At 41.6% G+C, this 26,356-nt stretch carries 26 protein-coding genes and 1 pseudogene; 12 read left to right on the plus strand and 15 right to left on the minus strand.

The annotated features are described in order from the left end of the window. Positions 1–173 precede the first annotated feature (173 nt). Positions 174–482, plus strand: a complete 309-nt coding sequence (locus IQ276_RS11140) for a hypothetical protein (protein ID WP_235115587.1) — start codon at positions 174–176, stop codon at positions 480–482. Next, complete coding sequence (locus tag IQ276_RS11145) at positions 479–739, plus strand: hypothetical protein (RefSeq protein ID WP_235115588.1); 261 nt, start codon at positions 479–481, stop codon at positions 737–739. Before IQ276_RS11140 ends, IQ276_RS11145 begins: the two co-directional genes overlap by 4 nt. Here IQ276_RS11145 and IQ276_RS11150 read toward each other — a convergent pair. Then, a pseudogene (locus IQ276_RS11150) lies at positions 736–1,572 on the minus strand (ISL3 family transposase); the annotation flags it as partial. The gene IQ276_RS11145 and the pseudogene IQ276_RS11150 sit on opposite strands and share 4 nt — an antisense overlap. An 8-nt stretch (positions 1,573–1,580) precedes the next feature. Here IQ276_RS11150 and IQ276_RS11155 point away from each other — a divergent pair. The 5 genes from IQ276_RS11155 to IQ276_RS11175 all read left to right on the plus strand — a co-directional run bounded on the left by IQ276_RS11155 (position 1,581) and on the right by IQ276_RS11175 (position 3,750). Then, positions 1,581–2,162: a hypothetical protein gene (locus tag IQ276_RS11155; protein ID WP_193914770.1), complete on the plus strand. Its 582-nt coding sequence runs from the start codon at positions 1,581–1,583 to the stop codon at positions 2,160–2,162. Then, positions 2,162–2,425, plus strand: coding sequence for a hypothetical protein (locus IQ276_RS11160; protein WP_193914768.1), 264 nt, complete (start codon positions 2,162–2,164; stop codon positions 2,423–2,425). The genes IQ276_RS11155 and IQ276_RS11160 overlap by 1 nt, the downstream gene beginning before the upstream one ends. A 7-nt stretch (positions 2,426–2,432) precedes the next feature. Beyond that, positions 2,433–2,918 (plus strand): hypothetical protein, encoded by a 486-nt coding sequence (locus IQ276_RS11165; protein WP_193914766.1) that lies wholly within the window; start codon positions 2,433–2,435, stop codon positions 2,916–2,918. Positions 2,919–2,924: 6 nt separating this feature from the next. Beyond that, positions 2,925–3,290, plus strand: a complete 366-nt coding sequence (locus IQ276_RS11170; RefSeq protein ID WP_193914764.1) for a hypothetical protein — start codon at positions 2,925–2,927, stop codon at positions 3,288–3,290. Positions 3,291–3,423: 133 nt separating this feature from the next. After that, entirely contained in the window at positions 3,424–3,750 is a 327-nt protein-coding gene (locus IQ276_RS11175; protein WP_228042888.1) for a Uma2 family endonuclease, read from the plus strand. Here the strand turns inward: IQ276_RS11175 and IQ276_RS11180 are convergent. From IQ276_RS11180 to IQ276_RS11190, 3 genes are all read right to left on the minus strand, one after another. After that, complete coding sequence (locus IQ276_RS11180) at positions 3,679–4,326, minus strand: metallophosphoesterase (RefSeq protein ID WP_228042887.1); 648 nt, start codon at positions 4,324–4,326, stop codon at positions 3,679–3,681. The genes IQ276_RS11175 and IQ276_RS11180 overlap by 72 nt on opposite strands. A 199-nt stretch (positions 4,327–4,525) precedes the next feature. Continuing rightward, entirely contained in the window at positions 4,526–5,608 is a 1,083-nt protein-coding gene (gene psbA / locus IQ276_RS11185; protein WP_193914762.1) for a photosystem II q(b) protein, read from the minus strand. A gap of 740 nt (positions 5,609–6,348) precedes the next feature. Next, entirely contained in the window at positions 6,349–7,302 is a 954-nt protein-coding gene (locus IQ276_RS11190; RefSeq protein ID WP_193914761.1) for a Rieske 2Fe-2S domain-containing protein, read from the minus strand. 544 nt (positions 7,303–7,846) lie between these two features. Here IQ276_RS11190 and IQ276_RS11195 point away from each other — a divergent pair. Further along, a complete protein-coding gene (locus IQ276_RS11195; protein ID WP_193914758.1) occupies positions 7,847–8,503 on the plus strand; it encodes a TetR/AcrR family transcriptional regulator in 657 nt (218 codons plus the stop codon). Positions 8,504–8,696: 193 nt separating this feature from the next. Here the strand turns inward: IQ276_RS11195 and IQ276_RS11200 are convergent, their stop codons facing one another. The 7 genes from IQ276_RS11200 to topA all read right to left on the minus strand — a co-directional run bounded on the left by IQ276_RS11200 (position 8,697) and on the right by topA (position 17,163). Beyond that, complete coding sequence (locus IQ276_RS11200) at positions 8,697–8,921, minus strand: DUF6887 family protein (protein ID WP_193914757.1); 225 nt, start codon at positions 8,919–8,921, stop codon at positions 8,697–8,699. Between the two features lie 64 nt (positions 8,922–8,985). After that, complete coding sequence (locus tag IQ276_RS11205) at positions 8,986–9,204, minus strand: toxin-antitoxin system HicB family antitoxin (RefSeq protein ID WP_193914755.1); 219 nt, start codon at positions 9,202–9,204, stop codon at positions 8,986–8,988. Between the two features lie 83 nt (positions 9,205–9,287). Continuing rightward, positions 9,288–12,023, minus strand: a complete 2,736-nt coding sequence (locus IQ276_RS11210; RefSeq protein ID WP_193914753.1) for an HD family phosphohydrolase — start codon at positions 12,021–12,023, stop codon at positions 9,288–9,290. Positions 12,024–12,404: 381 nt separating this feature from the next. Next, the gene (locus IQ276_RS11215; protein ID WP_193914751.1) at positions 12,405–13,346 is read right to left on the minus strand and encodes an ADP-ribosylglycohydrolase family protein; all 942 of its coding nucleotides are present in this window, start codon (positions 13,344–13,346) and stop codon (positions 12,405–12,407) included. A gap of 189 nt (positions 13,347–13,535) precedes the next feature. Then, entirely contained in the window at positions 13,536–14,000 is a 465-nt protein-coding gene (gene aroQ, locus IQ276_RS11220; protein WP_073638779.1) for a type II 3-dehydroquinate dehydratase, read from the minus strand. An 11-nt stretch (positions 14,001–14,011) separates the two neighbouring features. Next, positions 14,012–14,149: a hypothetical protein gene (locus IQ276_RS11225; RefSeq protein WP_011316929.1), complete on the minus strand. Its 138-nt coding sequence runs from the start codon at positions 14,147–14,149 to the stop codon at positions 14,012–14,014. A 362-nt stretch (positions 14,150–14,511) separates the two neighbouring features. Further along, positions 14,512–17,163, minus strand: a complete 2,652-nt coding sequence (gene topA / locus IQ276_RS11230) for a type I DNA topoisomerase (protein WP_235115589.1) — start codon at positions 17,161–17,163, stop codon at positions 14,512–14,514. A 458-nt stretch (positions 17,164–17,621) separates the two neighbouring features. On the opposite strand from topA, the gene IQ276_RS11235 reads away from it, so the two are divergent. The 4 genes from IQ276_RS11235 (at position 17,622) to IQ276_RS11250 (ending at position 21,448) form a co-directional block, all read left to right on the plus strand. Then, complete coding sequence (locus IQ276_RS11235; RefSeq protein WP_193914427.1) at positions 17,622–17,915, plus strand: DUF8820 family protein; 294 nt, start codon at positions 17,622–17,624, stop codon at positions 17,913–17,915. Then, the gene (locus IQ276_RS11240) at positions 17,902–18,936 is read left to right on the plus strand and encodes a DUF6745 domain-containing protein (RefSeq protein ID WP_193914426.1); all 1,035 of its coding nucleotides are present in this window, start codon (positions 17,902–17,904) and stop codon (positions 18,934–18,936) included. The genes IQ276_RS11235 and IQ276_RS11240 overlap by 14 nt, the downstream gene beginning before the upstream one ends. Before the next feature lie 227 nt (positions 18,937–19,163). Beyond that, entirely contained in the window at positions 19,164–19,475 is a 312-nt protein-coding gene (gene rbp / locus IQ276_RS11245) for an RNA-binding regulator (protein WP_190881372.1), read from the plus strand. A gap of 368 nt (positions 19,476–19,843) precedes the next feature. After that, on the plus strand, positions 19,844–21,448 hold the full coding sequence (locus IQ276_RS11250; protein ID WP_193914424.1) for an NAD(P)H-quinone oxidoreductase subunit N: 1,605 nt from the start codon (positions 19,844–19,846) through the stop codon (positions 21,446–21,448). Between the two features lie 307 nt (positions 21,449–21,755). Here the strand turns inward: IQ276_RS11250 and IQ276_RS11255 are convergent, their stop codons facing one another. From IQ276_RS11255 to IQ276_RS11270, 4 genes are all read right to left on the minus strand, one after another. Then, on the minus strand, positions 21,756–23,120 hold the full coding sequence (locus IQ276_RS11255) for an ATP-binding protein (RefSeq protein ID WP_193914422.1): 1,365 nt from the start codon (positions 23,118–23,120) through the stop codon (positions 21,756–21,758). A gap of 68 nt (positions 23,121–23,188) precedes the next feature. Next, positions 23,189–23,731, minus strand: coding sequence for a methanogen output domain 1-containing protein (locus tag IQ276_RS11260; protein WP_190881369.1), 543 nt, complete (start codon positions 23,729–23,731; stop codon positions 23,189–23,191). A 400-nt stretch (positions 23,732–24,131) separates the two neighbouring features. Beyond that, positions 24,132–25,175 carry a sensor histidine kinase gene (locus IQ276_RS11265; protein ID WP_193914420.1) on the minus strand — a complete coding sequence of 348 codons (1,044 nt, stop codon included), beginning with the start codon at positions 25,173–25,175 and terminating at the stop codon, positions 24,132–24,134. Between the two features lie 6 nt (positions 25,176–25,181). Next, positions 25,182–26,333, minus strand: coding sequence for an FIST signal transduction protein (locus IQ276_RS11270; RefSeq protein WP_193914418.1), 1,152 nt, complete (start codon positions 26,331–26,333; stop codon positions 25,182–25,184). Positions 26,334–26,356: the final 23 nt, after the last annotated feature.

The following is a 26,356-nucleotide window of genomic DNA, read 5'->3' on the forward strand; positions in this document are numbered from 1 at the left end:
CCCCCGACACACAGATTACAGCCAGTTCAGAGCGAGGAATTGACGGCACAGTACAGGTCAACTTCCAAAACAGAAATCCCAGCCTTACCAAAGTACAACCACAGGCGATCGCACAAGCTCCAGAGATTGTATCAGTATGCCAAGGTCGTTCTCGTGGAATAGCAAGTACATTTGTGAATGCTGGTGCTGGGGGACTAGCAGCTAGTTCTGGCAACCAGTTAGATAGCAGTTCTACTTGGCAGAGAAATTCTACTCCTCTTGGGGCGATTGATAATTTGGAGCAATCAAACCTATCAACAACTGAAGAACCCATAGAAATTGTAGAAGCCCAGGGTTGGATAAGAAATGCTGATGGAGATGTAGTCTTGACCGCAGAAGCCGATCCACCAAGCCCCTACGCTGAGGTGTCTGCTTCTAAATGCCATGAGCTAACTTCTACGCAGCCAGTATCATCAGTAACAGAAGCGGTACGGTTAAAATGATTAGTTTTTGGCGTTTATTCAAGTACTTATTGTTATGCATTCTAGGATTATCCATAGCTATAGGACAGCCATCTTTGATTCTGGCTCAGGAAGTAAGCAAACAAACACAACAGCATCAAGCTGAAGTACTGAACCAGAGAGGGCAGAGACAACTGGATCTAGGTCAGGCAAGAGAAGCCTTAGAGTCTTGGCAGCAAGCTACAAAACTTTTTGAACACCTAAAAGATGATTCTTCAGTACATAGTATGCTTAACTAATAGTTAAAATGCCAATTCAATAAGCATCTAACGCGGAAATTGTCAAAGTTTCTAAATCCATAACCGGAACGTTTAATCAACTTGATCTTGTTATTAATACCTTCCACAGCACCACTATTTGTCCCATTATCAAAGTAAGCAATTATCTCATCAAACCAACGGATAATAGTATTGTTACTCTTGGGAAAATGTTTTTTAGCTTTCGATAACCACATACCAAGTTTATAAACTCCCGGATACCAATTATCTGTCTGATTAAAAATCTTTCTAAATTTTTCTTTTAATTCATGCATTTCTTTTAAGACAGGAGATACATTCTTGACTTCAGAAAGTTTATTTATTTGCTCTTCATTTAAGTCTGACTCATTTTTAAGTAAAACGTACTTACTATTTTTTAATCCCGACAAAGCTTTTTCATATTCAGCTTTTTTTGATGATAATTGCGCTTTTTGAATTAATTCTTCTAGACTCCGCTTCTCTCGTTTTCTCTGTGTATCTAATTCTTGATTAATCTGTGTCATTACATGAAATCTATCTGCTACTACTTGAGCATTGGGCATTAATTCTGTGACAACGTTTTTATAACCAACCCACAAATCTATACTCACTTCCTCAATTTGTTCTAAGACCTCATATCCCCATTCTAAAAGGGTTTTTTTCACTACTTCTTGCGTGCGCCCATTTAAAATAGTTACTAGCTTAGATGTATCTAAATCTATTAGTACGGCGCAGTAATTAGCCTTGCCCTTAACCAGAGCTATCTCATCGATTCCAAGTCTTTTTATCAGAGAAGGTTTGTCATCAGATAATTCTTTAGATGCGTCTTTTAACAGTAAAAATCATGGGTTTTAGAGATCTACAACGCTACCCAGCACAAAAGGCGCGGTACGACAAATATAAAGAGTGGTTAGAGGCTACACCTCTCGAACGCCAACAAAAATTTGCAGCTATTACTGACGAAACTAAACGCGCCAAGGCAGAAAAAGAAGCAGGTTATGTTTCTCCGTTTGGCACTGCTGGCAATACTAAAATTTATCTTCCTACGCGGTTAATCAAGGATAACCAAACTGGGCAAGGGTCTGGCGTGGCGAATGTTCTTCGTACAATACTTGCCCCTTACGTTACCACTGCTGAGGAATTTGCAGCGCTGCAAAACCCGCTTGTGATTGAAGCCAAAAAATTTAAGTTTGCCAAGTTAACGCTAACGGCTGTTGTACCTGGAACAGAAAAGAAACCTAGCCGGATTACCGGCGCTCAATATAAAAAGCCCGATGTAGATTCCGTCACAAGTCCGTTTGGGCAAACGACAGGTGGGCAACCTTATGACGGTGCAGTATTGGGAATCAAGGGTATAGCAGCCTACGGTACTTTCATTGCAGCAAACAGCGGCAAAAACCGAGCTAGATTCACTCCTGAGGGCTGATGAGCAAGATAGCAGACCGCACCGGAATTATTTGGACTCCAGACGATCCGTTAGATCTGCTATCCGTTGATATTGATGGTAACTGTTCCGAGCAAGAATTCCAGGGAATGCTTGCCATCAACCAAGCGGGTAGAGATTGGCTAATCGGGAAAATTGATATCGTTGAATATCTCGATAAGCTGGAGTATTACGGTATTCCTAATCCGTTTGAAATAGTAGACGAGTTTGCGGAACACGTTGATTTTGTAATTTCTCACGGATGATTAGGCAGTGAGAGTAGTTGAATTAAGCAATAGTGATAACTGGCAAAGCATATATTCTACTAACATTAATGCTGTCCAAGTTCCTATGCAAAATGGGAGTTATTTAACTAATCCCATTCCGGAAATATTAGTCCCAATTGTGCTAGATAAATTTATTCTTGCAGTTAGTGTGGACACGGATGTTCCCTCAGGCTCGATATGGCGATTTGCAGGATACATCAATCAAAAAATCAGCACAGGGCTTGTAATTGGTGGGGGTCAAGATGCAACCACTGTTAAAGGTCAGCCATTATTTTTAGACCAAATTAACCTGATTCTTTTCAATAAAATTTCCACATCTTATGGTGTCAGCGTCAAAGTACCAAAATGGTTTACTCGTGCAGCTGTAACTGTGTGGGAATACACAGGCACAGACGATACCTCAGAGGAAATATTGCTCACTCAGGAATTTGCAAATATTAACTTTAAGCTAGACCAATTACTCAATGGCTGAGAAGCAATGAAAATTGATATTAACAACGCTCTCACTATTATTATCGGGCTATTAACAGTAGTGGGGGCTATTTATCGATTAGCCCAAATTGAAGCCAATATTAACAGTAAGATTGACAAGGTAGAAAATAGATTGCTATCGGCTGTCGATCAGCTGAAAGATAATTTCGTGGATCGGCTTTACAAAGTAGAGAAAAAATTGGATGTTCATCTAGTCGAATACAAAGAAAAGAAGCTCTTTGTAGAGTATCGGCTCAGTGGTCTCGAATCGCTTATTAAACACAAATTTGATCGACTGGCAAACTGGGTCAAGCAGATTGTTGGATTCTTGAATAAAAATTCTGGGTTTCAAATCCGAGACGACAAGTTTTAGTCACTGGGGATTCACCTTAACTATGATGACATTCCTACAGAATTTTGGAGTAGTTTTTAGCCTAAGGGGTCGGGGAGATTAATTGTCAGCAGCGATCGCTTGGGTAAAATTGAGTCAGACTTGCAGAAATGATATGAAAACGCTAGCCAAATGGTCTGTAGACGACTATCATCGCATGATTGAAGCGGGGATTTTGCGCGATCGCCGTGTGGAGTTGTTAGCAGGCGAAATTGTGGAAATGACCCCAGAAACTCCAATACATTACAGCACAGCAAAAAGAGGTGTGAAATACCTAGAGGAGTTACTCATCGGTAAAGCCGATGTCCGTTTCAATGGCCCAGTCACACTAGTAAATTCTGAACCCGAACCAGATATTGCGATCGTTCGGCTACCAGAATCCAACTACAATAATCGTCACCCTGCTCCTGAAGATATTTTTTGGATTGTACAGGTTAGGTAAAATTAGCCCAGTCAATCTTCCACCGTGACAAGCTCCAGTATCGATCCCGTAAACCTTCCCTGCAATGATCAGTGGACGATCGCCAACAACGTGATGACCAAAGATAACTGGTTTAGCACCAGAATACAATTCGCTCCAATATGTATTTCCATAGCGTTTTTCGAGATGCTTTTCACCCGCCGTGCAACCACACAAAACCTCTTCTCTTTGTTTTTCAATGGATATACCATCTTCCACCGCAGCGTGAAGTAAAATAGCCTCGTCAGTTTCGTGATAGTACGGTCTATGACTCACCCATTCTAAAAACTCTGCATAGCGATCGCCAAACTGTAACTTGACGATTTCCTGGGAGTAGGAAAGAGTCTGACGTAGGTGTTTGCGTTCGTGATTACCCATCAAAACAACAGTGTTGGGGCGATTTTGGAGAAAATCATATACCTTGAATGAATCAACTCCGCGATCGACAATATCTCCTAATGAGATTAAACAATCATCCTCTGTCAGCTGCACTTTGGCTAATAGCTGAAGAAGTTCATCATAACAACCATGAATATCACCAACTACGATTGTTCGCATTATTAGCCTTCCAGCCTAATGGTTTTCCATACTTATACTCATAATTTTTTAAATCCCACCATAGCTTAGTTGAGCCATGCCAACGCCTGCAAGTAACTCATACCCCTTCACCCCCAATTTTAAATTGACACTAAAAAACGCCCCCCTTTTGGGAGAGCGCTTTTTATTCTATTTAATTTTCACTCAACTTAGGTAGTGATTAACCGTTGATAGCAGGAGCGGTTAGAGCTACAGGAGCAACATCAGCTGCTGCCAAGTCTAAGGGGAAGTTGTGAGCATTGCGCTCGTGCATCACTTCCATACCCAGGTTAGCGCGGTTGATGATGTCAGCCCAGGTGTTGATGACGCGACCTTGAGAGTCGATGATCGATTGGTTGAAGTTGAAACCGTTCAAGTTGAAAGCCATTGTGCTCACACCCAAAGCGGTGAACCAGATTCCAATCACAGGCCATGCAGCTAGGAAGAAGTGCAAGGAACGGCTGTTGTTGAATGAAGCGTATTGGAAAATCAAGCGACCGAAGTAACCGTGGGCTGCAACAATGTTGTAGGTTTCTTCTTCTTGACCGAACTTGTAGCCGTAGTTTTGAGATTCGCTTTCGGTTGTCTCACGAACTAAAGAAGAGGTAACTAGAGAACCGTGCATTGCGGAGAATAAACTTCCACCGAATACACCAGCCACACCTAACATGTGGAAGGGGTGCATCAAGATGTTGTGTTCTGCTTGGAACACGATCATGAAGTTGAAGGTTCCGGAGATACCCAAGGGCATACCATCGCTAAATGAACCTTGTCCGATGGGGTAAATCAAGAATACTGCGGTTGCAGCAGCAACAGGTGCAGAGAATGCTAGGCAAATCCAAGGACGCATTCCCAAGCGGTAGGAGAGTTCCCACTCACGACCTAAGTAGCAGAATACGCCAATCAGGAAGTGGAACACTACTAGCTGGTAAGGACCGCCGTTGTACAACCACTCGTCTAAGGATGCTGCTTCCCAAATTGGGTAGAAGTGCAAACCAATAGCGTTGGAGGAAGGAACAACTGCACCGGAGATGATGTTGTTTCCGTAAACTAAGGAACCTGCAACAGGCTCGCGGATACCATCGATGTCTACTGGAGGAGCAGCGATGAAGGCGATTACGAAACAAGCGGTAGCAGCTAGCAGGGTGGGGATCATGAGTACACCGAACCAGCCGATGTATAAGCGGTTGTTGGTGCTGGTGATCCAGTTGCAGAAGCGATCCCAGACGTTGGCGCTTTCGCGGCGTTGAATGGTTGCTGTCATTGTTTTATGATTGCGGTTGAATTTATGTATGAATCAGGCGGCTTTGTTTTCGCCTGTGAATGTACTTTACACTGCTTTACAAAAATTAAGCAAGTGTTGGGACATTCACAAAGCTGGTGTTAGTTATTAGTTTTACTTATTTAAGGCTAAGCAACGAGGTTTAAGATATGCCGCAGCTACTATATATAGAAATTTTTAGTTTTATTTTCGTTCTATTGCTTACTTACCTGGGAATAATACCTTTGTAGATTACCGCTATTCCAAAAAAAATTAACCCTCAGCTTACTACTGGGGGCTTTTTTGTTTGGCAAAATGGCAGATCTGCAAATTAGAGGCTTGCTATGGTATTGAAGTAGGATACATTCCATGCGAAAAGTACTGACTTGCATTACCCCTGGCTAACTACCAGGGGTTTTTATTGAAACTTGGTAGTAATTCAGCACTCAGTAGTGAAGAGTCAGAATTTACAGCAGTTTTCAGGTATTTAGGATTAAGACAGGGAATGGGGAGTAGGGAGTAGGGAGTGGTCATCTCCGACTAATCACTTATCATTAAAATTTCTCCACGTAAGAGCCTCCCTGTGTCTTTGCTTAGGTCTAAATACAGCGTATTTCAGGTAAATGAAGTACACGGGTAGGGGCACAACATGTTGTGCCCCTACAATTATTTGTACCTCACCAAGTTGCAATTTGCTGTATTACTTCCCAATTCTGAATTTAGCTATATTTTCCAAAACCAAATTACCAATTACGGTAGAGTTTTTCTGCATAGAACATAATCTCTTCATTTGGCAATCTAATTTTTGGTTTTTGCCGGGGATACAAACTTTCCACTGCACCTGTATCCTGTTCTATGACTGTAGCTGCTGCTTGTAAAACTGAGTTTTTAAAGAACAATTTCATCAAAGGATTGTTCACTTGAGCATACATCAGAATAAACGTCTTAGTTGTTTTTTCTGTTTCAGGATAGAGAATGTGAGTTTGAGCAATATCACCAATAGGGGTTTTAGCAAAAAAAGCTGTAGTCGAAGGAAAAGCGTATTCGAGTGTGTTACTTAGGGTTTTAGGGAAGATTCCCAAAACAGGATTTTGAATAATTTCTCCAAGTGTGTTTTTAGCTCTTGTCAAATCTTGCTTTACTGTCGCATAGTATCCCTTCTCTTCAAAAGAGCTTACATCACAAGATGTAATTTTAAATAGGTCTTTATGAGTACCATTTTGGTGATTATAGTCGTAGTTGACCATTAGATTACTCAAAAAGTCTCCCTGAATACTTTTTTCGCCAGTTACTCCAAGAAATTCGTAGTCATCTACAATTTTTTGATGTAAATCCGGGATAGGTAATCTTGGCTCAAATCCGCCATATGTCCAGATGCAATCGTTACTAATAATTAGCTCTAATGGCTTTGTAATTGGCTGAGTATCTTTTTTATCCTCTTGATAAAGTCTGCCTTGTCCATCAAATTCTAGTGCATGAAAAGGGCAAGTAATAGTATCTCTTTCTTGACAAACCCAGCCGGATGATAAGGGTGCTTGCATATGTGGACAGATGTTATCAAGGGCAAAGACTTCATCTTTTTGGTTTTGCCAAATGACATAATCATGTCCATTTAAAGTAATTTTATGAGGTTTATTCACTCCTAATGTAGATTTGTGCGCGATTAACCAAGGCGCACCAGGTAAAATAGGTTGCATTTTTCCTCCAAAATATTGTCAAATTATTTATCAAACAGAATTCAGGAGTCAGGAGTCAGAATTCAGAATGAATTTTGTGCGACTGGTGAATGAATCCAGGGGTTTAAGACCCCCACTAAATCTGCATATTTAGTGGTCAACAAGACAGTGGTGGGTCTCAATCCCCCACTGATTCATTCTGACTCCTGAATTCTGAATTCTGACTTCTGAATTCTGACTTCTGAATTCTTCTTCAACAACAGAGGACTCAATAGTCAGGTGTTAATCTCTAAAGTTAAAAGTTGTGATTGACGACCTAGTATCGTCTGTCCTACATTGCTATGAATGAATGTCAATTGGGATAATTAAGGTTTGCTTGGTAATGGACGAAGTAATACTACCGAGCATTGCTCGGCTAACTTCGACTACTGTATGGCTAGATTATGCAAAAGATGAGTTAACTAAAAAATTAGTTAACAACTATTAATTTAATAAAGTTCATCTTGTATGTCAACTACTAACCAATTTTTTAGTTAAGATGTTTTCGTTAAGCTGATGGAGTACCGTGGGTCGTTCAACACAATCAAAACTTTCATATAAAAAACCTCGCCAGGTGCGGGATGCAGAGGCGACGAAAAAGCAGATTCTCGATGCAGCGGAAGTAGAGTTTGCTAGAAATGGGCTGAGTGGGGCGCGGACAGAGGCGATCGCCAAAGGTGCAGGTGTCACCACAGCGATGATTTATTACTACTTCCAGAGCAAGGAAGGACTATATCAAGCTGTCTTGCAACGCCCAGCGGTAGAAATGCACGAAGGGTTTCAGCAGTTAGATTTAGATCAGTTTCCACCAGAGGAAGCTTTGAAGCTGCTTGTTAAGGAAGCGATCGCCTACGAAGCAGCCCACCCACACCGAGGGATGCTTTGGTTCCAAGAAGCAAACCAAAATCAGGGAAAGTATTTCAAACAAGGAAATTGGCAAGAAAATTTTGCCTATCTCATCAAGATTTTAGAACGGGGGATGGCGGAGGGTTGTTTTCGTCAACTCGATCCATTTCTCACCACCCTGCATATTGTTGGTGTTTGTAATTTATACTTCAACGCTTACGAAAACATCAAGCATACTAGGCCTGATTTAGAATTGCTAAGTCCAGAAATGATTGAGCAGCATACCCAAGCAGCAGTTAATTTTATTTTGGCTGCTGTGCGACGTAGTGAGAATTAAAAAGTAAAAGCGGTTGGGGACTGGGGATTGGGTTTGGGTATGTCCAGGAATGAGTGATTTTGATCGAAATTATCAACAGATATGCGTAGGCGTAGCCCGTCGTAGACATCCCAATTGGGGAAGATTAAGCTGCACCTCGCAAAACTTTTGCTTAGTTGTGGCTTTTTCTCCACTGTCTGCTATACCAAGATTGTTAGACCGCCGTCTCACCATTATTGCCTGCTGCTTGCATCTGCTTTAGAACTGCTGCTTGGATTTTGGCATCAAAGTCGGGATCATCTACAGTTGTTATAATACTCCGTGGGCGATCGCCAAGTCTATCCAGATATGCTCGCAGAACCATTTTGTCCTCACGATGTAGGAGAAAATATTGTCTCAATTCCTCATCAGACATGGCTGCATAGTTGACTTGACTCATTACAACACCTCTCCATTCGGCGTAATTTGGAACTTGCATCATCGCGCTACAAGCTCTCTTATTTCTATTCTGTGAGAGCATCAAGTTTAGCCAGTATTCTTAAGTCTTCTTCTGGGTTACCAGTTGCAGCCATTGCTTTAAATCTGGTATTGGCATCAAATTCTGCTAGAGCTATGGTGGAAAGTTCTTCAATCAGCTTATTGACACTTATGCCTTTGGCTTGAGCAAGTTCTTTTAATCTGTTGTGTTTTTCGTCTGGTAAACGAATAGTTAAAGTAGCCATTTTTGTTTAACTCCTAATAATATTTTTTGGTTTTAAGATTGATAAATTAGGAAATAAAAATTCAGTATTCTGAAAATATTTAATTACGAATTTCGCACAGCACCATTAGCCTTCAACTTAGGATAAGCAATCCGCTTGTGATTAAATTGCTGCCAAACATCCACAAATATCTCGGCAATTTGTGACATTTCTTCCCGTGTTAATCCGGAATCTACGAGTTGATTGTCTTGCCATCTGGCACGCAGAATATTATTCAGCATTGCTAAAGCTTGTTCGCTGGAGACATCTTTGGGCGATCGCTTGTCTTCTCCCTCAGATGTCCCGCGTGCCTTGCTTTTCACGGGTACGGGACGCTTCGCCGAGGCTTCGAGCGATCGCAGCGCCGCTTCGCAAGCATCCGCCAACATCACAATTCCTGTTTCCCGTGACTGAGGAATCGGCCCATCGTAGCGAAAATCTGCTTCGTCTACGGTTAAACTCGGATCTTCTTGAGCCATTTGCTGGGCTTGGTGATAAAAATAAGCAATTAGCATTGTTCCCTGATGTTCGGGAATAAAAGCTTGAATTGCTGTGGGTAAAAGGTGTTTACGCGCCATCACCAACCCTTCACTTACGTGCTTTTTGATAATTTCTGCACTCTTCCAAGGATCTTTAATTTCTGTATCGTGTTTATTTGGTCCCCCCATTTGGTTTTCAATAAATCCAAGGGGGTCGTGCATTTTTCCAACATCATGGTATAATGTACCAGCCCTGACTAATTCAACATTGCATCCTAGTTGTTTGGCAGCAGCTTCGGCAAGGGTAGCCACAAACAGCGTATGTTGAAAAGTTCCGGGAGTTTCAGTAGCGAGTCTTTTTAATAAGGGGCGATTGGGGTTCGCCAATTCTGCTAGGCGGATGGGAGTGACTAAATCAAAAAATCTTTCTAGATAAGGACTCAACCCTAAAGCGACAACACTCCAAACAAAACCCGATGAAGCAAATAACCCTGCTTCTCGGAGGACGATATACCAAGTTGAACCAAATGCTTGACCAATTAAGACTTTTACAATCAGGTAAATGATGCCTTGAGTTAAAGCGATCGCCACACCTAATAATGCCAGTTCCTCACGCGATCGCAATCTTTGGGCGATGCAACTACCTAATATCCCTCCCCCTACACCAGCTAAAAGCGCAGCTTTGCTCATATCCAAGCTGATTGCTAATATTGGCGACAGCAGTCCGACGACTGTCAACCCCAAACTCGGGCCGTAGAAGCTTCCCAACAATAAACCAAGGGCACTCCAGGTAGTGTAGGGCAATCCCATAACGATTACTCCTGGTACACTCAGAGTGAGCAGTAAGACCAAAAGGCGATCGCGTTGTCGCAATTCACAATTAATATGTCGTTCTACCCAAACAAAAATGCCAATGGCGATGGTAATAATGGTTCCTAACTTCACCAACTCCACCCACTTGATCTCGCGGCGAATCAGGTGATAATGCTGCAATAACTCAAAATCCCAGGCACTAATCTGCTCTCCTTTTTTGACAATCACCTGACCACGCTGTACATTCATCATTACAGGTGGCACCCCAGCAGCAGCTTTTTGAGCTTTTTCTCTGGTTTTTTCTTCATCTTTTTGCAGATTTGGCTGGAGTACAGCTAACAACAGTTTGCTTGCTAAAGGTTCGGCATCTGCTGGTACAAATGTCTGGATTTGTAAGCTGACCGCATCCTGTAAGATGTTTTGTGGTAGTCCGTGGGGGATACCTTGGGTGAGAATTCGCTCTGCACTTTGATGAATTGCCGTTTGTGTATTTTCCCACTCCATATCTGATAAGTCTAGGAGCAGAGATTCCTCGTATATTGTTTCTGGACTAACACTCTCCAACTGTAAAAGTTTTGCAGTAGCGAGTGTGTATTTTTGGCGTGCTTGGGAAATTTGGGCAATGAGTGACGAAAAGCTTTTCTCAGAACTTGTCAGTTGGTAAGCTTCTAATTCTTTTATTGCTTGAGTAAAGTCAGTGTTTTGAGAAAAATCAACAGATTTCGTCTCATCGGACTCTACTTCGGTATTCTGGGAATTAGATTTGGGTGGTGTTTGATTAGGTGCAGCTATGGATGAAGCGGTGGTTCGTCCTGTTATTTTTTGAAGGTGGTTTCGATGATTTTCTAGAGCCAAAAGCACCGCTTCCCATTCCGGCTCAGAGCAAGAACGCAGGTAACGCTGGCTAGATCTAGAGAGGACTATACTATCAAAAAAAGGAAACTCTCCTGCAATGGCACGAATTTCATTACCATCATCCAGAAGTTGTTGTAAATTTTGATTGATTTCTTGATTGATTCGTGGATCAACCATTAACACTGGTATAAAACTTTTACTGGCAGTTCTGCGCTCAGCTTCTGTTTTTTTCTTATCTTCAATGCTATCTGTATAAGGCGCTCTAATTGTCTGGGGTGAGGGATTGCTTATTTGGAGTTGGGTTTGATTGTATAATTTGTTGCCAATTACGCCTGTGAGTGAGACGACAGCGATCGCCAAAATAACGAAGTAACGCTTTCCATGTACCCAGTTGCAACCAACTGTATAAATACTACTCTGAGTTTGAACTGATTTTGCCATTGACTTTAGCGCTCTTTCTTGTTTTCGCCGTTCGCTTTTGTCATTGGTTTTTGAGAAAAACAAGATTACATTTCTCTGGATAGCTTTTAGAAGTTCCCTTCTATGGTTTCTGGTTTTAAGTAGTTTTCCCTTACGGCGTAGTAATCTGTACCATCGCCGCCAGTAAGACAATTGCTGGGTGAATAACTGCAAAAATTGCTCAGTCGTTTTCATTATCTCTGCCTGCAATTGCTGACTTCGATCAGCTAATGATCGTTAGATTTTTCCAGGATGGTTCCTTTGTAGTAACATTAAGTCCAGGTAATTACTTAATTATTAAAGTATCTGAACCTCAGAGGGTTAGCCCTAATGATAAGTCTTCAACCGGACATAAAAGAAGCGGCTTCAAACCTGGTTCTATGGAACTTGAATGTTCATTAGCTTAGCTCAAAACAAAACAATCATCAGGGAATTCCAATCTACGGCTACTATTGCAACTACGTTTGGCGGAACTTACCTACAGAATCAAGTCGAGGGTTTGCTGGAAAATATTAGTATAGAATACTGTTAAGATTGGGAGTTTGGCATCCGCAGTGTTGTTTGCTGAAAATAGCATTAACGCAACCGCATAACACGAGGGGCTGCGTAAACTGAAAGCAAAGCTACCCTAGACATGGCACATCCTCCCTCTGTTAACTCCTTTGGATCTAGGCGAACGTTATCATACAATCCTGACCACACAGCCACGAGTGCATCAGCCAATTCTAACATTTGGTCAAAGCTTGTCAGTTCCGATGCTGGATAATTCCTTTGCAGAAGCATGACTCGCCAATTGAGAGGAATTCCTGCTGTAGTGTTATGTGCGCCTGATAAAGCAGCAGTAATTGCACCTGTAGAGTGTCTCATTAAACGGTTAGCATCTTGGAGTTTGGAATCACCGTTGTGAGTAGCTCGCAAAACTGCAAGGCGAAAATCTTCCAATGTACTCAGAAAACAGTAAAATGCGATCGCAATACTATCACTGAGCTTTTCTTTGCCAGCAAACTCGGCTTGCACCCTTTCTAATCCAGCCCCTTGTTCTAATAAATTCTGAATTCTTAATAATTTTTTCGGTATTGATGTCGGTGTTTCTTGGAGAAATGAAATTATTTGGGGAATGAGGGTTAGAGGGTCGAGTTTCTCATTCAACGCTAGAGCGATGGCATACCCTACTGCTAATGTTCCATCCCGTACTACTGGGTCATCATCCCAGATTTTTAGTACATGCAGCAAGTTTTGTCGTAGCTTAATTGGATTTTCGTGAAAAAAAAGTGCCACTGGTAGTGTGGCAATAATTATGTCTGTTGGAGCTAAATCAAGAGAAGCTTGTTGCTGACGCGCTATCCAATCATCTAAATCTAATCTACCCAAGCTAATTAAACTCTCGGTGCCCAGAATCGCCATTCTGCCAAAATCGGGGTAATTCTGAGGCTGTATTCCACTATCCGAAGCTAAATTTCCCCCCAGGAATGCTCCGAGTAAAGTACCTCTAAACCGACTTATAAGGGAGTAACGCATTAAATATCGACTGAAAAGTGAGGAGTGAGGAGTGAGGAGTTAATTATAAAAATTTTTAATTCCTGACTTTACTATCAATATCTTAACTCCTAACTCTTAAATAATTTACTAGTGCTTGTAAGCCCAACACTGTCAATATCTTAACTCCTAACTCCTAACTCCTAACTCCTAACTCCTAACTACTAACTCCTAACTCCTAACTCTTAAATAATTCACTAGTGCCTGTAAGCCTAACAAATAACTTTGAGAGCCAAAACCACTGATTTGGCCGATGGCTACTGGGGCGATGTACGAATGATGGCGGAAATCTTCCCGACGGTAAATGTTACTCAGGTGTACTTCTACTGTGGGTAAATTAACGGCAGCGATCGCATCTCGTAATGCCACACTTGTGTGGGTATATGCCCCTGCATTAATCAAAATTCCTTGATGTTGCCCCAATGCTCCATGAATAGCATCAACCAAAATTCCTTCATGATTTGACTGCAAAGGAAAAACTTTCGCCTGTAATTTTAATCCCTCTTCTTCTAACAGGCGGTTAATTTCTGCTAATGTCAACGATCCATAAATTCCAGGTTCTCGTTGTCCTAGCAAATTTAAGTTTGGCCCGTGCAGTGCCAGAATACTTAAGGGTTCTAACGTCGGGTTTAGCACTTTCGGGGCTACTAGCGACGGCGTGAGCGATCGTTCACAGGAATCGGAATCAGTTCCGGTTCCGGCTCAGCCTCTGGGCCTAAAAGGCTCTCAATTAGCTTACGTGCTAATTCCTTAAGCTTTTCTAGCACCTTTTCTATATAGTCCATGAACTGACCGCTCCTGAGATACTACCTCAATTTTGATTAACAAATACGCAGTGAATTGCGTATTTTTGCACCTCTAGCTTTTAACAGAGCTAACATACAATCCCATTTTTGGGACATCAGCTACTTTGAAGATTTCGACTTGTGTTCTACCTTACCTTTTAGAGTATCACACTTGCAACCTACAGAACTGCATCCTATCAAGGATGGGTATCAAGGGTCAAGAGTCAAGGGGAGTTAGTAGTTTCTCAAGCCAAAATTGCCTAGTTATGACTGACGCGGGAAAGGGGAGAATTTTCAACTTCCCAAGGTTGCCTCGGTAGATCATCCAAAATCCAAAATCCAAAATCCAAAATCCAAAATCGTTAGCTTTCTGTGGTCTTTTTTTTCGTAGCTGTGCTTGATGACTTAGTAGTTGACTTGGATCTCGAACTCGTCGATTTAGTGGTTTTACGGGTTGATTTTCCCGTGGAGGCCTTAGCAGCCAACAATTCCAAGGCCGCAGCCAGGGTGACATCTTCTACCGATTGACCTTCTGGGATACTAGCATTAGTTTTGCCATGCTTGATGTAAGGGCCATAGGGACCATCGTAGATATTCACTGGTTCGCCGTCCTCTGGATGTGTACCCAATTCACGTAAGGCTGCCTTGGACTTGCTGTTGGTGGAACTGCGTCCCTTTTTTGGCTCGGAGAACAATTCCAATGCACGTTCTAGGCTAACTGTCAATACATTATCAGCAGCTTTCAGAGAGCGGTAATCTTTTCCTTCCTTACCCTGGTCATGAACAACATAAGGGCCAAAGCGTCCCAAACTGGCTTGGATTTTGCCGTTAGTGACTGGATGAACTCCTAATGTCCGGGGTAGTGCCAACAGACCAACAGCCGTTTCCAAGGTCAGGTTTTCTGGGGTAACACCTTTGGGTAGAGAGGCTTGTTTCGGTTTGGGGTTTTCCTCAGTCTTGTCACCTAATTGGACATAAGGCCCATAAGCGCCAATTTTCACATAAATTGGTTCGCCAGTTTCGGGATGGCGACCCACCTGGTCAGGGCCTGTGGTTTTTTGCCGCAGCAATACTTCTACTTGTTTGGGGTCGAGGTCAGCTGGCGTCAAGTCTTTGGGAATTGAAGCGGTGATAACACCCTCACCATTTTCAACTTCAATGTAAGGACCATATTTCCCGATGCGGACTTTGGCTGCCAAATTTTCCAGTTCTACAGTTCTGGCTTTGGTAGCATCAATTTGGCTTTCCTGTTCCCTGACTAGGGTTTCCAGACCTTTGTCTCCCAAATAAAATTTCTGGAGGTAGGGTAGCCATTTAGCTTCACCTGTGGCTATGTCATCGAGGGTTTGCTCCATTTTTGAGGTAAAGCTGGGATCGACGATATCCGGGAAATATTTTTCCAGCAAGTCGGTGACGGCGAAAGCAGTGAAGGTGGGTATGAGGGCGTTATTCATCAATTGGGCGTAACCCTTGTCGATGATGGTGCCAATAATGCTGGCGTAGGTACTGGGACGACCGATACCTTCGCTTTCTAAGGTTTTCACCAGAGTTGCTTCACTGTACCTAGCTGGGGGTTGAGTTTCATGACCAACTGCTTCTAGTTCTGTGCAATTTGGATGATCTCCCACTTTTAAGCTAGGTAAAATTACTTCTTGGTCTTCTAGTGCCGCTTCCGGGTCATCTGAACCTTCAACGTAAGCGCGTAGGTATCCCGGAAATTCAATGCGCTTGCCAGAAGAACGAAAACCAGCGTCCTCAACTTGCAATTGTACGGAAATTTGGGTTTGCCGAGAATCAGCCATTTGGCAGGCGACGGTACGTTTCCAAATCAAATCGTAGACAGCAAGTTCTCGACCGCCCAAACCGGTTTCTTGGGGAGTGCGGAAGCTGCTACCTGCTGGGCGAATTGCTTCGTGCGCTTCTTGTGCGCCTTTGGATTTGGTAGTGTATTGCCGGGGCTGGGGGCTGAGATATTGTTGACCGTAGAGTTTTTCTACACAACTTCTAGCAGCTGCGATCGCCTGATCTGACAAATGCACCGAATCTGTCCGCATATAGGTAATATACCCTTGTTCGTACAAATTCTGGGCAATTCGCATGGTATCGCGGGCTGAGAGGCGCAGTTTCCGGTTAGATTCTTGTTGCAGCGTCGAAGTAGTAAATGGTGGCGCCGGTTTGCGCGTCACTGGACGTTCTTCAATGTCGCTGACACTCCAAGTTTTTCCACTCAGGCGTTCCTTGAGGGCTATGGCTTGGTCTTCGTTGAGCAACAAGACATTGCGTCCTGCGACAATTTGTCCGGTTGTGGGGTCAAAATCGCCGCCATTCGCTACTTTAGTTCCTCCCAGCGTTACCAACTGGGCAGTAAAAGGGGTTTTTTCCTTTTCTAAACTGGCCTTCAAATCCCAGTACGTACCTTCATGGAAGGCACGGCGCTGGCGTTCCTTGGTGACCAAAAGTCGCACCGCTACAGATTGCACCCGCCCAGCAGATAATCCCCAGGCGATTTTTTTCCATAACAGGGGAGACAAAGTATAACCCACCAATCGATCTAAAATCCGCCGCGTTTCTTGGGCGCGAACCAACTGCTCATCGATATTGCGGCAGTTTTTCAGCGCTTTTTTGATCGCATCTTGGGTAATTTCGTGAAACACCATCCGCTTAGTCGGAACTTTCGGCTTCAGCAATTGGTATAAATGCCAACTAATGCTTTCACCTTCCCGGTCTTCGTCCGTTGCCAGAATCAGTTCATCTACATCCTTGAGCGCATCTTTGAGCTGGGTGACAATTTTCTTTTTGTCTTTCGGGACAACATATACCGGTTCAAAGTCGGCGTCCACGTTTACCCCTAGCTGCGCCCATTTTTCCCCTTTAACTGCGGCGGGAATTTCACTAGCAGACTGCGGTAAGTCACGCACATGACCCATAGACGCCTCCACCCGATAGCCTGATGGCAGGTAGTTGCGAATGGTACGAGCTTTGGTTGGAGATTCGACGATGACGAGAGTTGACATGGAAATTTCAAAAAAAAGAATAGCTGCTAAGCTAAACAGTCAAATTGAGGTAATTTTTGCAAATTGTCAAGATAAAACGTCACGCTTAGGGCGGTGATTTAATCCTCACACAAACTGCCTGCTTGGGAGAAAATCCGCCCTAAGTTAGGGCGCAGTCTTTCCCAGAGTATAGGAGAAGCAAACGCTGAATGTGAATTTCCAGCTATTTCAATCTTTAACTTATCTAGCGCATAATTGGCGACTACAGTTTTTCAAATTTGGGGAGTGGGGAGTGGGGAGTGGGGATGAGGGGGATGAGGGAGCAGGGGGAGCAGGGGGAGAAAGAATAACCAATGCCCCATGCCCCATACCCAATGCCCTATGCCCTATGCCCAATTATTAAGAGCTTGTGCCAAAATTAAATCAAACTTGAGAGCAAAAACGACGTGGGTTTATGCCCATGTCAGGAAAGCAAAACCATGCAACCAATTCGTCAAGGTGATGTTATCTTACTGCCTGTGCAGCAAATTGAAGGACAAAAAGTACCTCATTTAACTTTGGCAGAAGGCGAAGTGACGGGTCATAAACATCGGATTACTGAGGGGAAGGCTGAATTATACGAGAAAGATAGCACGCTCTATTTACGTGTATTTTCAGAGTCGGCATTACTAGCTCATGAGGAGCATAAAGCTATTTCGATTCCCCAAGGTGACTGGATGGTGAAAATTCAGCGAGAATATGAGCCTGAAGGTTGGCGTTATGTCGCTGATTGAAAAGTTAACACCTGAGCAAGAGGCTTTGATTCCAGTTTATCGGGACAAGTGGAGAGCGATCGCCCTTTCAACTGAGCGAATCGATCGTGAAAAAGCGGCGGAAGCCGTCAAAGCTGCTTATGCTATTATTCCTGAGCCAGAGCCGACAATAATTTTCTGTGATAGTCCTTATGCATCTTTGTGCCTCGAAATTGATCTTCAACTAAAATACAGTAATGACAAACTTTACTCTGACATAGAGTACCTACTATTCGCTCAGTTAAAAAACCAATTAGGTTACAACACTTTATATGTGTTAAATCGAAGATTAAATATTGATATTAATAGAATTAATCAAATAGAATTTGAGTTGGCAGTTTTACTAGATAGAGAACTTAAAATAAATTGCTTAAGGTATTTTGTAGATGGCAGCATCAGATTAGACGGTTTGCTACGCCCATATAGTCTTTTTGAGTTTTGTATTTATGTATTAAAATGCAATTATAATCAAGAAATATGGGAAGTTTTACAGAATATATACAAGCATTGTGGTCGTATTTTTGCCTTTGATAATGTTTGTATGATCTGCGATCGCCCTCTTCATCTGCGCTTCGACAATCAAAATCGTCTCCACGCTGAAGGTGAACCCGCCATTGAATTTATTGATGGATTTAGCCTCTACTCATACCACGGTGTAACCTTACCTGAAAAATACGGTAAAATTCACCCGCAGCAATGGCAATCTCAATGGCTTTTATCAGAGGAAAACGCCGAACTACGACGAGTGTTAATTCAAGGTATTGGTTACGCCCGAATTTGCCAAGAATTACAAGCTATTGAATTAGATACTTGGGCTGAATACACACTATTAAAAATTGAAGCTGATGTTGATGAAGAACCAATTTATTTATTAAAAATGACTTGCCCAAGTACACAATTTATTCACGCCTTGCGAGTTCCACCTGAAATTAAATCAGCACGTGAGGCAGTCCGCTGGGTAAATTGGGGAGTAGATCCAGAGCAATTTGGCGTGCAAACCTGATGAATGAAATTCAACAATAAGCTAAAAAATATAGTAAGTATAGACAAAACCGATGCATTTTACCATACATGAGGACAAATGGACGAATTCGGGCTTGGCCAAATCGAAAGTTATGGTAGGATAATTTTGGAGAAGTTAAGTTCGGCGATACGAATCTTGTTGTTAGCAATAATTGCAAGCGGCTCGACCGATGAACATCTCTGCATCAATGGATTCTGGAGAGTTTCATGTCAATCTACGTAGGGAACCTATCCTACAGCGTCACACAAGACGACCTTAGTAAGGTATTTTCCGAGTACGGAGCCGTCAAACGCGTTCAATTACCCACAGATAGGGAGACAGGACGCGCTCGAGGCTTTGGTTTTGTCGAAATGGAATCATCAGCCGCAGAAGATGCTGCTATTCAGGCTTTGGATGGTGCCGAATGGATGGGTCGTGTAATGAAAGTTAATAAAGCTAGACCAAAAGAGGAGAAAGACACTCGCTCTGGCGGTGGTAGTTGGCAAAAAAATAATAGCGGATACTCACGAGGCTATTAAATTCCGGGAGGATTTAGGAAGACAAAAGCATCATAAGCGATGTCTACGACGGGCTACGCCTACGCCAAGCAAAAACTATCCCCAAGCAGGTTAGTAGATAACTAAATCTGCGAAATTCCGTATAAGCAGTTCAGGAAATAGCTGAGCTGCTTACTTATTTTAGATATGAATGTTGATTGCAAAGGAGCCAATCCTAGACTTAAACATAATTTAATTTGATGGTAGCCATAGTTATTACTCCACTTTCTGATTCTGAATTCTGAATTCTGAATTCTGAATTCTTCTTTTTAATGCAATTTTGGTAAAGAACAATAGATAGAATGAACAGAGTTAGCCTTAATGTCTAATCCCCAAAACCTATACATCTCATGGATTTTGCTAATCTTGCATCCCAGTTAAATGCTGGAACGATTTTACCAGAGGGGATTGTAATTCTCACCCTCTTGGGGGTTTTGATTGTTGATTTGATTTTGGGGCGTACATCCTCGCGCTGGATTGGATATCTAGCGATCGCAGGTTTACTGGCTTCCATTGTCGCCCTGTATTTTCAATGGGATGCTCTCAATCCCATCTCTTTTAGCGGCGGCTTTAATAGTGACAACCTGAGTATCGTCTTTCGCGGTATCATAGCGTTGTCTGCCGCTTTTACTATATTGATGTCAATTCGCTACATTGAGCAGAGTGGCACCGCTTTAGCCGAATTCATCGCTATTTTGCTGACTGCTACCCTTGGAGGAATGTTTTTATCCGGGGCTAGCGAGTTGGTAATGATTTTCATCTCCCTAGAAACCTTGAGTATATCCTCTTACTTGCTAACAGGTTATACTAAGCGTGACCCCCGCTCCAACGAAGCGGCGTTGAAATACCTGTTAATTGGAGCTTCCAGTACAGCAGTATTTTTGTACGGTGTATCATTGCTGTATGGATTATCAGGTGGACAAACTGAACTAAGTGCGATCGCCACTGGCATTGCCACAGCGAAGGCTGGTCAATCTTTAGGTTTAGTGATTGCATTGGTTTTTGCGATCGCAGGTATTGGCTTTAAAATCTCCGCCGCACCCTTCCACCAGTGGACACCAGACGTTTACGAAGGCGCTCCCACTCCGGTAATCGCCTTTTTATCTGTGGGTTCCAAAGCAGCTGGATTTGCTCTAGCTATCCGCTTGCTGACAACAGCCTTCCCTCTGGTTGCAGAAGAGTGGAAGTTTGTCTTCACTGCTCTGGCCGTTCTCAGCATGATCTTGGGTAACGTAGTCGCCCTCGCCCAAACCAGCATGAAACGGATGCTAGCTTATTCATCCATTGCCCAAGCTGGGTTTGTGATGATCGGCTTAATTGCTAGCACACAGGCAGGTTACGCCAGCATGATATTTTACCTCCTGGTCTACCTGTTCATGAACCTGTGCGGCTTTACCTGCATCATTCTGTTCTCCTTGCGGACAGGAACCGACCAGATTGCCGAATACTCCGGACTATATCAAAAAGACCCACTCCTAACACTGGGGTTGAGTATCTCCTTGCTTTCCTTGGGCGGTATTCCACCATTAGCTGGTTTTTTTGGTAAGATTTACTTGTTTTGGGCTGGTTGGCAAGCAGGTCTTTACGGATTAGTCTTGCTGGGCTTAGTTACTAGCGTCGTCTCCATATATTACTACATTCGCGTAGTCAAGATGATGGTAGTCAAAGAACCCCATGAAATGTCAGACGCAGTGAAGAATTATCCCCAAATACGATGGAATTTGCCTGGATTTAGACCTTTGCAAGTTGGCTTAGTTGTCACTTTAATCGCCACTTCCATTGCAGGGATTTTGTCAAATCCACTATTTACACTGGCTAACCATTCCATCTCCCATACTGCAATTTTGCAAGCAACAGTCAATAACGCTGCACAAGCACAAAATCTACGACTTGCACCAAAGGTAGATTCAGTAAGTCAGTCTCAACCCTCAGTTGATTCGACTGCTAAGATTTAACAATCTGAATCTCAATAAAACTTTGTGCTATTAAAGAAGCGCCTGTTTGCTAATTAGCAAACAGGCGTTTTTCAATTTAGATTCACTAAATTGACGTGAGTTCGATGAACCTCTCTCCAACCCCTCTCCGAGACGGAGAGGGGCAATAAGATCCTGAGTTGGGCACGAAAAATTAGGGTTTCTAAGCCTCTCCCCAAAACGGGGAGAGGAATGAAAGCGGGGTTCTTTGGCATCTGTCGAACTCACATTAAACTGAGATCCAGACCACTATTTACAATCTAAAATCCAAAATCTAAAATCCAAAATACTATGAGTTAACAGGTATCTTAATTACAAATTCTGCACCTTTTCCTGGAGTAGAAAAACAGCTAAGCTGTCCGCCATGTTTTTCCACTATAATTTGATAGCTTATAGATAGACCTAGCCCAGTACCTTTGCCCACGGGTTTAGTAGTGAAAAATGGGTCAAATAGCTTTGAGCGAACTTGTTCACTAATTCCCAAACCATTATCAGCAATAGTAACCACTATCCAATTTTTATCAATCACTTCAGTTGTAATTTGAATTTGGGGATTGTCATTTGTTTTTGAATTGACTGCTGACCACCGACCACTGAGTGCCGACTTTTCCAAAGCATCGATCGCATTAGCCAGGATATTCATAAATACTTGATTGAGTTGACAAGGGTAGCAAGTCACATTAGGTAATTGCCCATATTTTTTAATGACTTTGATTTCTGGGTACTCATGTGTAGCATGCAGCCGATGATCCAAAATCATTAAAGTACTATCAATTCCTTCGTGAATATTGACTTGCTTAAGTTCAGCTTCATCAAGTCGGCAAAAATTTCGCAATGATTTAACAATTTCTTGAATACGCTCTGTTCCCACCGTCATAGATTTGAAGAGTTTAGTTATATCTTGAATCAGAAAATTTAAGTCTATTTCTTCTATTTGCTTTTGAATTTCTAGAGGAGGATTGGGGCAAATTTGTTGATAAATTTCCAACAATTTCAGTAAATCCTGAGTATATTTATGGGCGTAATGAAGGTTACCATAAATAAAACTGACGGGGTTATTCACTTCATGGGCAATACCAGCGACCATCTGGCCTAAACTAGACATTTTCTCCGCTTGGATAAGCTGAGTTTGGGTAAGTTGTAGTTCGTTTAATGTTTCTTGTAAAGCAGTTGTACGTTCCTCAACCCGAATTTCTAATTCTTCATTTGCTTTTTGGAGTTCTAACTCCGCCTGTTTACGTTTTTGAACTTCTTTTGCTAACTCATCAATTTTCTGGTTTAGAAGGACGAAATTATTGCTGGCTACAGTTCTATTTTCCAAGCGCAAAAGAATTAAAGCTGAAGATTCAGGAGACCAAGGTTGAATAACTGCTCCTTGACTCCGGCATATTAATGTCTGCCCATTATTTGTACGTAAAGTTAAAGAACCTAAAATCATTGCTCTGCTAGTAGAACAAGCTTGCAGGTACTTTATAATATCGTTGGCAGACTCAGTTACCAAATCAAAGAGCATTTTCCCTTGCAGCTCCTGCCGGCGTAATCTCAGCATATCTGCTACTGGTTGATTGGTAGCTAACACTTGACCCTCACTACTCACCAAAAGTAAAGGCTCTGGTAAAACTCTGGCAAGTTCAAGAAATTGTTCAGGAGTCATGAGGCTTGCAATTTCAAGTTGGACTACAGTTTACCGATCTACACCAGAGTTGGTATGCTGGGGTTATTTTAGACAGACTCTAATCCTCTAAAGTATTCTCGACCTTCTGCATCTTCCGCTTCTGGAGTAAATTTTAAATAAACAATAACTCTGCATCCAGAAGCACCCTCTGCTATGGTATCTTGCAATTTTACTTTCGCATACCCTAGATTATTAGCTGCGATCGTTCCAAAGACGTTTGAAGTCATCATACACATAGCAGGGCGATTAAGAACTTTATCGCCAAATGGGCAAACGCGGTTGCCAAAAACAATTTTTTCATCATCCTGTTCAATCACATAAAAATCGCCTTGAATTCGTTTTTTTAAATCAACTAAGACATCAGCTACTTGCTTTGGAGAAAGATTTGAGACCTCCAAAGCAGATTTGTAATATTGGTTAATCTGCCTACCCATTCTTTCACCAACTACGCTAATAAATCCAGAAGCTTCTTCTAAGCCAACTACATCGTGCAAAGTACCAGATAATTCTCTGATTAATGTACGTAAAAATATGTCCCGTTCTAAAGGAAGATTCAGGCTACTGATTGAATGATTAAGGGAATTTGTCATAGACTTTAAGGACACAACTCTAGAACTACAGTTCTAGGATTCCCCAAAATGTCTAGAAAGTAACTGCTTATGGCAGTTTTAAATTGTGTGAACTACAGCAATTCCCAGAAGCCCACAGCCGTGCGCCTCTACCATTCAAACCGGATATAATCTCTTTATTGAGAGAATTTAATACTTGCTTATCTGATGAATAGCAATAGTCATCATTAAGCCTTCAAGCTTTTGTCATTCAATAATATACTCTAAAGTTATTCTATTTTTTGACATCATCGTTTAACTGGCGATTGATAACCCTAATATACTTCCTGATATCAACTTGTGTTATTTATGTAAAAATCAATTAATTGATACAGCAGAATCCAGAAGTCATAATCCTGAATTATGCTGTAATTTTGCTATTTTAATAAATTGGAAGAGTTATTATAAATTCTGAACCTTCTCCCAACACAGAATTTACTTCCAAAGTTCCCCTATGTTTTTGGACAATTATTTGATAAGAAATTGATAACCCTAATCCTGTTCCTTTACCCGCTGGTTTTGTTGTAAATAAATGGTTAAAAATTTTTTCTTTTACTTCGGCTGATATTCCTACCCCATTATCTTTAATCCGAATCAATGCGTGACTTTTATCTTCAGTTAAAGCAGTATTAATTGTAATTTGATTGGGACTTGCCCTAATCTGATCAAAACTCAAGCCATAATTAGACTCTTCTAAAGCATCAATTGCATTTGCTAATAAATTCATAAATACCTGATTTAGTTGTCCTGGAAAGCATTCTAATATCAAAAATTCACCGTAGTCTTGAATTACTTGAATAGCAGGACGCATCTTATTCGCTTGTAAACGGTACTTGAGAATAACCAGAGTACTGTTAATACCTTCATGAAGGTTAAAGAGAACTTTTTGTTCTGTATCTGATCTAGAGAAAGTTCGCAAGCTCTTGCTCAGATTGGAAATCCGATCTGTGCCTTCTTTAATTGAGGAAATGAGTTTAGGCAAATCCTCGCGCACATATTCTAGATCAAGAAATTCGATTTTTTCTTGAATTTCCTGAGATGCTTTGGGATAAATTTGCTGATAAAGATCTATCATATCTAATAAATTCTGAATATACTCTTGAGCCGGAGTAAGATTACCTGCTATAAACGCAATTGGGTTGTTAATTTCGTGAGCTACATCTGCAACCAGACTTCCCAAAGTAGACATTTTGTTCTCCATAATTTGAAGATTAAGAAGCATCGTTTCTAATTCCTGACTTCTTTCCTCTAATTTGCTTTGATACTCTTGTAACTCATCAATTACTTTTTTCAGCAGAGATTCTTTTTTTTTATTTATATCTTCTAGTTTCATCCGGTCTGTCTCAGAGCGTTCCAATTTTTTTTGGAGAATTCTATTCGTTTTTTTGAGTTGTTGAATTTCTTTTTCACAATCAAAACTTGCCATCAGCTTTTACTGAACTCCCAAAATTAAAGTTACAAAAGTTTCGTTGTGAAATTGCGTTTGACTCATTAGATCTATAGGAGCAATCTCTCCATTAGAATAAAATCCACAGGCAGGTAAAGAGTTTTTCAGACAAAGTTTTGTATTCTCGTACTCTTCTTGTGCCCTCGTACCAAGTATTTGCCGACGAGCTACACATGAAAAAAACAAAACTGCACTTGGTTCTGTACCTGGATAATTATCTAAAGCATTCATAAATGATGCTTTAGAAGCTGCGAGAATATCTTCATAACCTGCTTCAGAAATTTGAATAAGTGCTTGGTCAGGAATATCCGCAAAAAAGGTGATGCTACCAGATTCTTGATTATAAGCAATGGGCGCTCTGATATAAAATTTGTCTGAATCTTGCTCAAAGACTGCTAGGGGATATTCCATTGAAGGAGGAAGCAAACCTAAATAATGATGATAAAAATCTAGGGCTGCCTTACCATCTATTTCATAGACAATGTTCTTATCTACTTTGGTTATTTTACTGATTTGACCGATGGGATGCCAACCACTTGCAACACCATGAGAAAATAATATTTTTCCACAAAAAAGCAGAATTGGTACAGAATCACTTAAAACTTCTGTTTGAAAAAATTGATATGTATTTTGATATTTGGACTGGTCGGCTGCTAAACCACCAAATATGGGTACATTTTGACCAAGAGCTAACTTTAAGCCATTTAATATAGAGACACCACTAGTTGTGAGACTTTCTGGATGAGTTAAACATAGGCTTGGTGCTGCTGTACTTTTTGCTTTGGCCTGCTCTACAGCTTGTTTGGTTGCAGTAATTGTATCGGCTGAAATTTGGCGTCCAACTCCTGCATGAATTTCTACTTCATCTGAACAAAACAACATCAAAGTGATTGAGTCTTGCTGAAATTCTAGAACTGAAGAAATTTCGCCATCTGTTGTTCCACCAATTAACTCAATCCCGCGAAAAGCTTGATGAATTTGCTGCAAAATCAGGTAATGATCGAAGTCAATTGCAGCAAAAAGAATTCCAGCTTGTGGAATATATCCTCCAAGAGAAGTGATGCATTGTTGAATAACTTCCTCAACTGCTGATAGAGAATCTGGATCGTTACTATGACCTACTACTGCTTTGAACATATATTGATATATAAACAATTATT

Source organism: Desmonostoc muscorum LEGE 12446 (assembly GCF_015207005.2).
Lineage (GTDB): Bacteria > Cyanobacteriota > Cyanobacteriia > Cyanobacteriales > Nostocaceae > Nostoc > Nostoc muscorum.

Excerpts from the sequence above, each read along its gene's own strand:
- IQ276_RS11145 (WP_235115588.1), top strand. The coding sequence starts at position 479 with ATGATTAGTTTTTGGCGTTTATTCAAGTACTTATTGTTATGCATTCTA.
- IQ276_RS11155 (WP_193914770.1), top strand. The coding sequence starts at position 1,581 with ATGGGTTTTAGAGATCTACAACGCTACCCAGCACAAAAGGCGCGGTAC.
- IQ276_RS11160 (WP_193914768.1), top strand. The coding sequence starts at position 2,162 with ATGAGCAAGATAGCAGACCGCACCGGAATTATTTGGACTCCAGACGAT.
- IQ276_RS11170 (WP_193914764.1), top strand. The coding sequence starts at position 2,925 with ATGAAAATTGATATTAACAACGCTCTCACTATTATTATCGGGCTATTA.
- IQ276_RS11175 (WP_228042888.1), top strand. The coding sequence starts at position 3,424 with ATGAAAACGCTAGCCAAATGGTCTGTAGACGACTATCATCGCATGATT.
- IQ276_RS11180 (WP_228042887.1), bottom strand. The coding sequence starts at position 4,326 with ATGCGAACAATCGTAGTTGGTGATATTCATGGTTGTTATGATGAACTT.
- psbA (WP_193914762.1), bottom strand. The coding sequence starts at position 5,608 with ATGACAGCAACCATTCAACGCCGCGAAAGCGCCAACGTCTGGGATCGC.
- IQ276_RS11190 (WP_193914761.1), bottom strand. The coding sequence starts at position 7,302 with ATGCAACCTATTTTACCTGGTGCGCCTTGGTTAATCGCGCACAAATCT.
- IQ276_RS11200 (WP_193914757.1), bottom strand. The coding sequence starts at position 8,921 with ATGAGTCAAGTCAACTATGCAGCCATGTCTGATGAGGAATTGAGACAA.
- IQ276_RS11205 (WP_193914755.1), bottom strand. The coding sequence starts at position 9,204 with ATGGCTACTTTAACTATTCGTTTACCAGACGAAAAACACAACAGATTA.
- IQ276_RS11210 (WP_193914753.1), bottom strand. The coding sequence starts at position 12,023 with ATGAAAACGACTGAGCAATTTTTGCAGTTATTCACCCAGCAATTGTCT.
- IQ276_RS11215 (WP_193914751.1), bottom strand. The coding sequence starts at position 13,346 with ATGCGTTACTCCCTTATAAGTCGGTTTAGAGGTACTTTACTCGGAGCA.
- IQ276_RS11225 (WP_011316929.1), bottom strand. The coding sequence starts at position 14,149 with ATGGACTATATAGAAAAGGTGCTAGAAAAGCTTAAGGAATTAGCACGT.
- topA (WP_235115589.1), bottom strand. The coding sequence starts at position 17,163 with ATGTCAACTCTCGTCATCGTCGAATCTCCAACCAAAGCTCGTACCATT.
- IQ276_RS11235 (WP_193914427.1), top strand. The coding sequence starts at position 17,622 with ATGCAACCAATTCGTCAAGGTGATGTTATCTTACTGCCTGTGCAGCAA.
- IQ276_RS11240 (WP_193914426.1), top strand. The coding sequence starts at position 17,902 with ATGTCGCTGATTGAAAAGTTAACACCTGAGCAAGAGGCTTTGATTCCA.
- rbp (WP_190881372.1), top strand. The coding sequence starts at position 19,164 with ATGTCAATCTACGTAGGGAACCTATCCTACAGCGTCACACAAGACGAC.
- IQ276_RS11250 (WP_193914424.1), top strand. The coding sequence starts at position 19,844 with ATGGATTTTGCTAATCTTGCATCCCAGTTAAATGCTGGAACGATTTTA.
- IQ276_RS11255 (WP_193914422.1), bottom strand. The coding sequence starts at position 23,120 with ATGACTCCTGAACAATTTCTTGAACTTGCCAGAGTTTTACCAGAGCCT.
- IQ276_RS11260 (WP_190881369.1), bottom strand. The coding sequence starts at position 23,731 with ATGACAAATTCCCTTAATCATTCAATCAGTAGCCTGAATCTTCCTTTA.
- IQ276_RS11265 (WP_193914420.1), bottom strand. The coding sequence starts at position 25,175 with ATGGCAAGTTTTGATTGTGAAAAAGAAATTCAACAACTCAAAAAAACG.
- IQ276_RS11270 (WP_193914418.1), bottom strand. The coding sequence starts at position 26,333 with ATGTTCAAAGCAGTAGTAGGTCATAGTAACGATCCAGATTCTCTATCA.